The following is a 9,532-nucleotide window of genomic DNA, read 5'->3' as shown; positions in this document are numbered from 1 at the left end:
CATCACACCAAAACAGAAGCTTGCCCTGGCCGCTTAACCTCTACTTTTAGCGCGCTCTAAAAATGGGGGGATTACCCAATCTTTAACCCATCTTGAGGCAAGAGCGCGAGGGGCTAACGCATTACCCACATCGCCACTTAGCCGCCTCCAGCCACTCTTCGGAAGAAGCAAACGCTTGCCGTGCGGACCAGAAATGGACCGGACTTCCAGATCTGGCTTTCTTAATAACGAAGTCCCTGCCTATGAGTAAAGCGGGCCAACACCTAATGACACAGATCCCGCCCCATTAAATCTTAATCCACGGATTCGAACTTCCAGTACCCAAGAACGTACCGCCATCAACCAACCTATCCGCCATAGGAGCGTAAACAGTGTGCAAATGTGCAGAGGACACGCGCCTCAGTGTCGATACCTCGTATGTGGAGTGTGCAGACTGTGCAGAGGTTGGGTATCTAAAATCTTTCACTCAAACCTCACCTTGGGGCAGTTTTTGAATCACCCCGGGTTTGAAGGAGGCTCCAACATTTGAGAAAATGGAGCCACCATGAAAAAATCAGTCCGATATTCCCCCGAAGTGATGGAGCGCGCCCTGCGCATGGTCCAGGAGGCCGGCAGCGAGCACGAGTCGCAGTGGGCGGCCATCACATCCATCGCAGCCAAGATAGGCTGTACTGCCGAAACCTTGCGTCGTTGGGTGCGCCAGCGTGAGCCTGACACAGGCCAGCGTGAGGGCACCACTACTGCCGAAAGCGAGCGCCTGAAAGCGCTGGAGCGCGAAGTTAAAGAGCTACGCAAAGCGAACGAAATCCTGCGCTTGGCCAGCGCGTTTTTCGCCCAGGCGGAGCTCGACCGTCGCTTCAAATCGTGAGAACGTTCATCGACCAGCACCGCCAAGCGTATGGGGTCGAGTCGATTTGCAAAGTCTTGCTGGTCGCCCCGTCCGGCTACTGGCGTTACGCCGCGCAGCGGCGCAATCCGGCTCTGCGCTGTGCCCGTGCAAAGAGTGATGAGGTGCTGGCTCCTCAAATTGAACGGGTCTGGCAAGCCAATATGCAGGTCTATGGCGCGCAGAAGATCTGGCGCCAGCTGCGCCGCGAAGGCATCGAGGCCGCCCGCTGCACCGTCGAACGTTTGATGCGCCGTGCCGGCTTGCGCGGTGTGAGTCGAGGTAAATTCGTGAAGACCACCATCGCCAACGCAGCCGCGCCTTGCCCGCTGGACCGGGTCAACCGCCAGTTCAAGGCACAGCGCCCCAATCAACTCTGGGTATCCGACTTCACCTATGTCTCGACCTGGCAAGGCTTTGTCTATGTGGCCTTTGTGATTAATGTCTTCGCCCGGCGCATCGTGGCTGGCGCGTCAGCAGTTCGATGCCCACCGACTTCGTCTTGGATGCCTTGGAACAGGCGCTGTACGCCCGACAGCCCGAGCGAGACGACGCCTTGATTCATCACAGCGACAGAGGCTCGCAATACGTTTCTATTCGCTACACTGAGCGCCTGGCCGAAGCCGGAGTTGAGCCTTCCGTGGGAAGTAAAGGCGACAGTTACGATAACGCGTTGGCCGAGACCATCAACGGCCTGTACAAGGCAGAACTGATACATCGCCGTGCTCCTTGGAGGACACGCGAGGCCGTCGAACTGGCGACGCTGGAGTGGGTGACCTGGTTCAATCATCATCGATTGCTCGAACCCACTTGGCTATATACCGCCGGCCGAAGCCGAGGCAAACTACTACCGACAACTTTCCGAGCAGGCGCGGTCGCCTGACTCACACCAAACGGCCTCCTAAATTCCCGGGGCGATTCATTTTCGGTCAACCTGGCACTATGTTTTCGTGAGCCCACAGGGTCAATCACAATAAAAAAATAGGAAGATACCGAGAGATGGGCCTTCAAGAATGGCCCCCGGTCAAATCAATAGGTCTGCGCCTGCTTTTCCCCGCCTATATCACGCGTATCTCGACAGCAATTGACGAACAAAAATGTTAAAATAATGCCACATGTTAATTTTTGCGGGAGGGGGAAATGGCTGATCGCGGAAAGGCGGCACCCGACCGGGTCACACAACAACGACTGTTTGCGGCGTGCGCTGGGCACTGCCAAAACCCCCACTGTAATGCGTCACTTTTTGAGGAACACCAAGGAGGCACTGTGCATGTCGCTGAGATGGCACATGTGTTTGCCGCTAAGGATGAAGGCCCCCGTGGTCGTGCGGAGCTATCGCCCGCTGAACGAGGGGCTTTCGAAAATCTGATAGTCCTTTGTTCTTCTTGCCACACGAAAATTGACAAAGCTGAAGCAGACTATCCACCGGAGATGCTTCTCGGGTGGAAGGCCTCCCACCAAGCTGCGATAGAAAAGCTGTTTGGTGCGGTGAAGTTCACGAGCCGAACCGAAGCACTGAAGGCAATCGAGCCATTGATGTTAGAAAATAACAGTCTCTTCAGCAGCCTGAACCCGAATCTCCCTTACGGAGAAAATCCAGAATCAGAATTGGCAGAAAAATGGAAAGCTGCGATGAGGACACGGATTCTTCCCAATAACAGACGAATTCTAGTACTTATGGACCGGAACCGAGATCTTATGAACGAAACCGAGCGCCGGACTCTAGAGGAGTTCCGCCAGCATGTGGACGATCTAACGGTGCGCCACTTTACCGAATTCGCTAGCGCTGACCAGCGCAGGTTTCCGCCCGGCATGGCAAAGATGATGAGGGACGAATAATGGCCCGCCCGATCAGTGAGACTACAGCCTGGGTCGCGCAAGTCATGCGAGAGAAAGGTGGTGTTCGCGGCGTAGACCAGGTGAGCGACAGATCTATTCGTATCTCAAGAGATAGGCATCCTCCTTACATCGCCGGAATTATCTCAAAACGGGACGTAGTGGCCGACGACGTCAATGCAGTTCTTGGAGAAGAACCTGACGTTGACATCATTATCAATGTACCTTCGTCGGGAGTTTGGCAGGGGTCTGGCATCTTTGCCACCCAGCTCGCGGGTGTGGCTTTCGGGGGGATGGGTGACCTCCAGTCCTGCATCGATCGAGAAGATCCCAGCGCCTACGTCAAGTCAGAGTACGAATTCATCGAGCGAGGACTACGCCAGCACAACCGTGTGCAAGCCATTATTCGTGAGGCGGACCGGTTATTCTTGTTACATCGGAACGGCCTCCCCGAAATTCGGGTACTTGCCCTGTATGAATACGAACTGACCGCAGATCACATAAGGACTGCACGCGAGCGCTACGGCAGCTTCGACCTTGTTCTCATTAGTAATCCGAATGGGCGCCCGACAGAAGGCGCAGCCAACGTAGCGGCAGAGCTAGGCGTAGAGCTGTTAATGTTCCGAGAGCTCCTTAGCCGTCTGAACAGATGACCTCTCGCGTACGTCCACTTTCGGAACTTCTAAACAAATTGTCCGAACTAAATGCCCTCCATCCGGCGATCCGCTGGTATGGTTTTGGTTCATTTTTTAGAAGTGGCTGCTCGTTTAGTGACATTGATCTACTCGCAATCTCCCCAACCGACGGGGATACAAGCGCCATACGATCCTCACTGGACGAGTTGCTGGCGACGTGGCCAATTCACTTAACCATAATGACCGAGACAGAGGAGGCAGAGACAAAGTTCGTTGCAAATCAAGGATGCCACCTCTTGACCTTAGCAACAGCCTAGTACAGGCAAAACGGCTGCCCCAACGAACAGGCGAGCCTCAAGCGGCCAAATTCTTCGCAAAGCATGCGAAGCCGTAAGCACAGGAAATATTCCTTCAATCTCAAATGAAAACCGCTCATGGAACTGCCAAAGCGAATCAAGCAGCATAAAGCAGAGTCCGACTCTTATGCAATATTGCTATATAAACTCCGGCACATTGGAATCTTTCGTAACGTCACGGAATGTGATTACGGAATTGATTTCGAAGTCGAATTGGTCCGAGGAACCGAGGTAACGGGCCGATACTTTAAGGCTCAAGTGAAGTCCTCGGAAAATCTACGAATACGCAAAAAAGATGAGATTCCAGTAGTGGGAGGGATCAAGGAAAGCACTCTATATTACTGGACTGAGCTTAGCTATAAGACGCATGTCATAGGATTTGCCGTCGACTTGAAAAGCGAAGACATTTATGTTTCGCGCCCCCTATTCTGGCAAGCAACTACATTGATCAATGGAGATGAAAAATCAAAGTCCATTGAATTCCTAAAAGCTGTGGACGCAAAGGAAGATAAGAAAATTAGGGACATAATGCCAGGTCTTCTTGCGGTCACCTTCGCGGTACAGCCTTCGGTGCCCGATACGATCTATAGCCATAAACTGGCGCTTCGTTATCTTGAACAGTTCTTATCACTTTACGTAGACGTTTTTCATTATGATGGCCATGTAGAAATGCATGATGTGGATGCCTTCAAGACACTGCTTGATGCCTCAAAAATCCTGCTCGCCGAACATGAAGACGTTGATTTCAAAATGGGGGAGCACGACATTCGCTATCGCTACAGCTTTGATTATTGGGTGAGAAATTCCGGCGATTGGGCAACTGACGAAGTTACCAACTATAGCGCACAGGTTCCAGTCAAAGCTTTGGTCCCAATGCTTGTAGCGAAGCTGAAAAAACTTCGCGCCTTAGTTTTCAAAGGGAAATACTACTGGGCATACAAGGACCCCACATATCTGCGTCTCGTTTACGAAACCAAACTACCGCCTGACTCAAGTGACGAAACGTTAGATAAGTGGGGCCGCGAGTTCCGGGACTTCCAACACGAAATCATTCACTTTAGTCTCTTCAGGAAGATGACCCAAGCCGACCTAGAAGAATCTGGGATAGCGTAACGAAAAGTTGCTTGCGAAGGGCCTCAACAATCAATACGCCAACGCCATTATGAAGAATCCCGCACGGCCTACCAAGATTCATCAGAAAAGCTCACAAATTTCGGTTTGTGGGCTTTTTTGTTCTGGGTCGCTCTCTGGGTTTGCTTTTTTTGCTCCATCACCATCAACGCACAAATAGTCTGCCCTCATACAGCAATTACCCGTTAGCAAAGCTTTGATTTTCTAAACATCCGTCGGAAATCAAACAACACAACTGCTCCTCGGTACCGACCAAATTGTCGAATTTCTCTAACTTAGGCATTGGCACTCTTCATCGAGCAGTTGCGCTCCTTCAAATGCCGTCGCTCTACGACGCAGTAGTCTTGTCACACACCATTGACAGGAATTCACCGTGCAACGATCCGACGAAGAAGTGTTCGAAAACGCGATCAAATCGCTCGAAGCGGCAACTGCCAGCGCAGGGATGCATCTAGAGCTTGATTCCACAGCCCGCCGGATCTACGCACGCGAAATAAAAGCCATGTCAGACAGTCTGCGCCGCGAAGTCGTCAGCGGCAAGATGAGTTGGGCGCAAGCGGCGGAACAGGCCCACGACACCCGAAACGTCGTCATGCAACTTATCAGATCACGCACCACTCCTGCCGCCCGCGCTTACGCAGAGTACAGAAAGGCGGAGGGTCGTAGTCTGAATGCGCTAATCGCTGAAAAAACTTCGAAGCTGTTCGGGAAAGGTGCGATCTTCGCAAAACTCACCCCGTCACAGCAGAATCGCGTCTTTGCCGAAGTTGTGGCGTCAGCCGGTAGATCTCATCCTGCGGTTACACGCAATGCGATGCGATTGTCTTACTTGGGCCGTGGCGTCATTCTGCTGTCACTGGCACTATCGATGTATAACATTCTCAACGCTCCCAATAAAGCCACTGCGGTCAAACGCGAGCTTATCACCACGGCGGCAGGAATCGGTGGGAGCATTGCCGCAGGGGCGCTCGCGGGTTTGGCGTGCGGCCCTGGCGCCCCGGTATGTGTGACAATAGGGGCGTTTGCTGGAGGAGCTCTGGCCGCCTTCAGTGCTGGCTTTATTTGGTAGAGCACGCTCGTGAGATTACTCCCGACCTCAAAGTTTGCGGCGCGATTGGCGTCACCTCCGTCCGACACGGAACTGCCGTCCTCTGAATTGCTTTTAGACGGTAGGCCGAGTGGATTAATCGTGACCGGAGCCGTGCTGGAGACGGCCTTGGAATGGCAAGGTTGCAGCATTGCCTTCTTTACTGATGACATCCCCTACGAAGACATGCTGCGGATTTACATGTTCGACGCCAATATGACATTGGTCGATTCGGCAGTGCTCGGCTCGAGGTATTCCACAGGCACGTTTGCTGAGCTGAATCTCCTGCCGCCGAATTCACTGACGTTCCGCTTTTTTGGTGGCACTGTTTGGCGCTTGATACTACTCGACAAGCAGGAATTTTCCCTTCCCTTTCTTTCCGACCCTGGCGGCGTGAGCCGAAAGTTCAAATTCTTCCGGCATTTCCGCATCGAAGGCAAACCACAACCGCAAGGGGCATGCGAGATTTCAAATCAAAGTGAGAAGGCGCCGCGGACACAGGTCGCCACATCGCTACCACGCCGCTCGTCAAGAGGCGAAACGCAACACTCGTTCATCGCCCTGGCCTCATCCTTTTAACCCCTTTGGTTGGTCGCCGGTTCGCATCTTGCATTCCGATCCGACGGCAAACTGGCTGAACGAAATCACATTGACATATCGAGAAACTTAGATATACTGCGTGCATGGACCTTCTCGAAATCTTCAAAGCCCTTTCAAACCGCACCCGTCTTGATATTTTGAAGGGGCTGAAGGATCCGGCGAACAGCTTCCCTCCCCAGGATGAAGGCGACGTTCACACGGTGGGCGTCTGTGTCAGCAGTATTCAGGAAGGCGTTGGCTTGTCGCAGTCCACCGTGTCCAATTATCTTGCCACGCTACAGCGTGCGGGATTGGTCGAGGTCACGCGCATCGGCCAGTGGACGTACTACAAGCGTAACGAAGCCACCATCAAGGCGCTTGCTGACGTCATGGGGACAGAGCTGTAATTTTTTTGTCACGATATATCGATAATTATCGATATCTATTTTTAACGAAATGAGGATTTAAAATGAAAGCAATGACACTTACATCATTTGGCGGTCCCGACTCCTTCGAGCTTCGCGAAGTGCCCAAGCCGATCCCGCAAGCTGGACAGGTCCTGGTCCGGGTACACGCCACCTCCATCAATCCGCTGGACTTCCAGGTCCGGCGCGGCGACTATCCCGACCTGGTGCCACTGCCCGCCATTACCGGACACGATGTCTCGGGCGTTGTCGAGGCGGTCGGGCCGGGCGTGACATCCTTCGCGCCAGGGGACGAAGTCTGGTACACGCCGCAGATATTCGATGGTCCGGGCAGCTATGCCGAGTACCACGTCGCCGCGGAAAGCATCATCGGCAAGAAGCCTGCCTCGCTGAGCCATCTCGAGGCCGCAAGCCTGACCTTGGTTGGCGGCACGGCGTGGGAAGCGCTGGTCGTGCGCGCTGGCCTCAGGGTCGGGGAAAGCATCCTTATCCACGGCGGCGCGGGCGGCGTCGGCCATGTGGCGATCCAACTGGCGAAAGCAATCGGTGCGAAGGTATTCACCACCGTGCGCGAGGCAAACTTCGAGTTCGCCCGCAGCCTGGGGGCCGATGTGACCATCGACTACGAAAAAGAAGATTATGTCGACGCCATCATGCGTGAAAGCGGGGGACGTGGTGTCGATGTCGTGTTCGACACCATCGGCGGCGACACCCTTGCGCGTAGCCCCGACGCGCTCGCGCAACTTGGCCGCGTGGTCAGCATCGTGGACATTGCAAAGCCACAGAACCTGATTCAGGCTTGGGGCAAGAACGCGAGTTATCACTTTGTGTTCACAAGACAGAACCGTGGCAAGCTCGATGAGTTAAGCGCGTTGATCGAGCGCGGACAGTTGCGGCCACACGTTGGCGCCGTCTATTCGCTTGCCGACATCCCGCAGGCCCATGCGCGGCTGGAGAGTGCCAACAACGGTCTTCGGGGGAAAATTGTGATCGACGTCAAAGGTGCGTCATGATTTACGAGATCGCCCTGCTCCCGGTTCGCCATGAAGACGTTGATACCTTCAAGCGTGCATTTGCAGAGGTCGCTCCTTTGCTCATTCGCGCCAAGGGTTACGGCGGTCACCTGCTCGCGCAAGGAGTTGAAACACCGCAGCGTTTCAATCTGATCGTGCGATGGCAATCGCTTGAAGATCACACACCCGGCTTTGAAGCGAGTGAAGACCATCGGCTGTTCATGATGGGCATACAGGACTATTTGTCGGAGGAACCGACGGTCTATCACATCGAGGGAGCGGCTTTTTAGGGATGCGGATCAGATAACCACCCACGGATTTCGGTTCGTGGGCTTTTTTTTTTGGACGCTCAGTGCCAGCTCGCTGACAGTATGACAAATTAGGTTCTCGCTCCTTCTCTTCTTATGTCGATCAACGGATTTGAGTGTCACGGCATAGCGCAATCCATCTGCGTATAATCGTTAAATCATGAGTAAAAACCCATCCCCACTCGAACCCGAGTTCGCGACGCCGGAAGATGCTGCGGCCTACGATCGGTGGTTTCGTGCGAAGGTTCAAGCATCGCTTGACGATCAGCGCCCCACCCGCTCTCACGAGCAAGTGATGGCGACGCTTCGCAAGATCATCGAAGCGAAGCGTGACGACAATGCTTTCGATCCGATGGCAAGCTGAAGCGGAAGCAGATTTGGCGACGATTCTCGCCTACATCACGCAACGTAACCGTCAAGCAGCCGCTGACTTGTACAACAAGATCAACCAGACCATATCAAAACTCCCACGGCATCCACACCTCTATCGTCTTGGACGAGTAGCGGGAGCGATTGCGAGATGATCAGCACTAACCGACGCCAGCCAAATTCGAATCTGCGAGAGCAAATGAATAAAATCTCGTGGGCAGCACTTCTCTTTGCACTTCCCTTGGCATCGGCCAGCGCCAGCACTTGCTACGGTACGCCGGCTCAAGGACGCTTGCAAGACGGCGTGCAACTTCCAGCCCAAGGACAAAATTATGTTCCGTATAGCACGCTCGGCGTCACTCTCGGCAGAACCTATGTACACCAGACGGTGCGGGACATCATCGTCGATGCGTATGCAGCGACGATGAACAACGCACCAGAAAAGCGTTTCATGTATGGAGAAACCGGTCTGGCGACTGGAGGCCCATTCAAGCCTCACCGGACTCACCAATCCGGTGTCTCGGTCGACTTCATGGTGCCCGTCGTCGACCGCGCACACAGGTCCGTGCTGATGCCAACGTCGATACAGAACAAGTTCGGCTACGACTTGGAATTTGATGAGCGCGGTGCGCTGGACGATCTGCAGATCGACTTCGACGCCATGGCGGAGCACCTCTACCAACTTGCCGAAGCGGCGAAGAAGCATCAGGTGAAAATCAAGACCGTGATCTTCCAGAAGGAGCTCATGGAATTACTGTTCCAGACAAAGCGCGGCAATGTACTTCGGAACACGGTTCCCTTTATGAAAACGACGCCGTGGATCAAACACGACGAACATTATCATGTGGAATTTTCGCTTCAGTGCCGCCCTCTCCGTGAATATGAGAGAGCCGCAAAGTAGTTAGAT

The 9,532-nt window shown here is 53.8% G+C and carries 11 protein-coding genes, 1 pseudogene and 1 other annotated feature; all 12 genes and pseudogenes read left to right on the top strand.

Translation table 11 applies throughout. From position 1 onward, the window contains the following. Nucleotides 1–544: 544 nt before the first annotated feature. Nucleotides 545–1,791: pseudogene (locus AC07P1_RS32320) on the top strand (IS3 family transposase). Then, nucleotides 823–939: a sequence feature (AL1L pseudoknot), on the top strand. (Overlaps the previous pseudogene by 117 nt.) A gap of 361 nt (nt 1,792–2,152) precedes the next feature. Further along, nucleotides 2,153–2,725, top strand: a complete 573-nt coding sequence (locus AC07P1_RS32315; RefSeq protein ID WP_494699693.1) for a hypothetical protein — start codon at nt 2,153–2,155, stop codon at nt 2,723–2,725. Next, entirely contained in the window at nt 2,725–3,375 is a 651-nt protein-coding gene (locus AC07P1_RS32310; protein WP_494699692.1) for a hypothetical protein, read from the top strand. Before AC07P1_RS32315 ends, AC07P1_RS32310 begins: the two co-directional genes overlap by 1 nt. A gap of 416 nt (nt 3,376–3,791) precedes the next feature. Next, entirely contained in the window at nt 3,792–4,826 is a 1,035-nt protein-coding gene (locus AC07P1_RS32305; protein ID WP_494699691.1) for a DUF4365 domain-containing protein, read from the top strand. A gap of 391 nt (nt 4,827–5,217) precedes the next feature. Continuing rightward, the gene (locus AC07P1_RS32300; protein ID WP_494699690.1) at nt 5,218–5,913 is read left to right on the top strand and encodes a hypothetical protein; all 696 of its coding nucleotides are present in this window, start codon (nt 5,218–5,220) and stop codon (nt 5,911–5,913) included. Nucleotides 5,914–6,033: 120 nt separating this feature from the next. Then, on the top strand, nt 6,034–6,510 hold the full coding sequence (locus AC07P1_RS32295; protein WP_494699689.1) for a hypothetical protein: 477 nt from the start codon (nt 6,034–6,036) through the stop codon (nt 6,508–6,510). A 104-nt stretch (nt 6,511–6,614) separates the two neighbouring features. Beyond that, nucleotides 6,615–6,917, top strand: a complete 303-nt coding sequence (locus AC07P1_RS32290; protein ID WP_494699688.1) for an ArsR/SmtB family transcription factor — start codon at nt 6,615–6,617, stop codon at nt 6,915–6,917. A gap of 62 nt (nt 6,918–6,979) precedes the next feature. After that, nucleotides 6,980–7,948 carry a zinc-dependent alcohol dehydrogenase family protein gene (locus AC07P1_RS32285; protein ID WP_494699687.1) on the top strand — a complete coding sequence of 323 codons (969 nt, stop codon included), beginning with the start codon at nt 6,980–6,982 and terminating at the stop codon, nt 7,946–7,948. After that, the gene (locus AC07P1_RS32280) at nt 7,945–8,238 is read left to right on the top strand and encodes an antibiotic biosynthesis monooxygenase family protein (RefSeq protein WP_494699686.1); all 294 of its coding nucleotides are present in this window, start codon (nt 7,945–7,947) and stop codon (nt 8,236–8,238) included. The genes AC07P1_RS32285 and AC07P1_RS32280 overlap by 4 nt, the downstream gene beginning before the upstream one ends. A 178-nt stretch (nt 8,239–8,416) precedes the next feature. Next, on the top strand, nt 8,417–8,620 hold the full coding sequence (gene relB, locus AC07P1_RS32275; protein WP_494699685.1) for a type II toxin-antitoxin system RelB family antitoxin: 204 nt from the start codon (nt 8,417–8,419) through the stop codon (nt 8,618–8,620). Continuing rightward, nucleotides 8,595–8,780 carry a type II toxin-antitoxin system RelE/ParE family toxin gene (locus tag AC07P1_RS32270; RefSeq protein WP_494699695.1) on the top strand — a complete coding sequence of 62 codons (186 nt, stop codon included), beginning with the start codon at nt 8,595–8,597 and terminating at the stop codon, nt 8,778–8,780. Before relB ends, AC07P1_RS32270 begins: the two co-directional genes overlap by 26 nt. 44 nt (nt 8,781–8,824) lie before the next feature. After that, nucleotides 8,825–9,526 (top strand): penicillin-insensitive murein endopeptidase, encoded by a 702-nt coding sequence (locus AC07P1_RS32265; protein ID WP_494699684.1) that lies wholly within the window; start codon nt 8,825–8,827, stop codon nt 9,524–9,526. The last annotated feature ends 6 nt before the right edge of the window (nt 9,527–9,532 follow it).

Source organism: Duganella sp. GW821-FHT07F09 (assembly GCF_059418705.1).
Note: the sequence above shows the minus strand (reverse complement) of the source record. Positions and strands in the feature narration are given on the sequence as shown.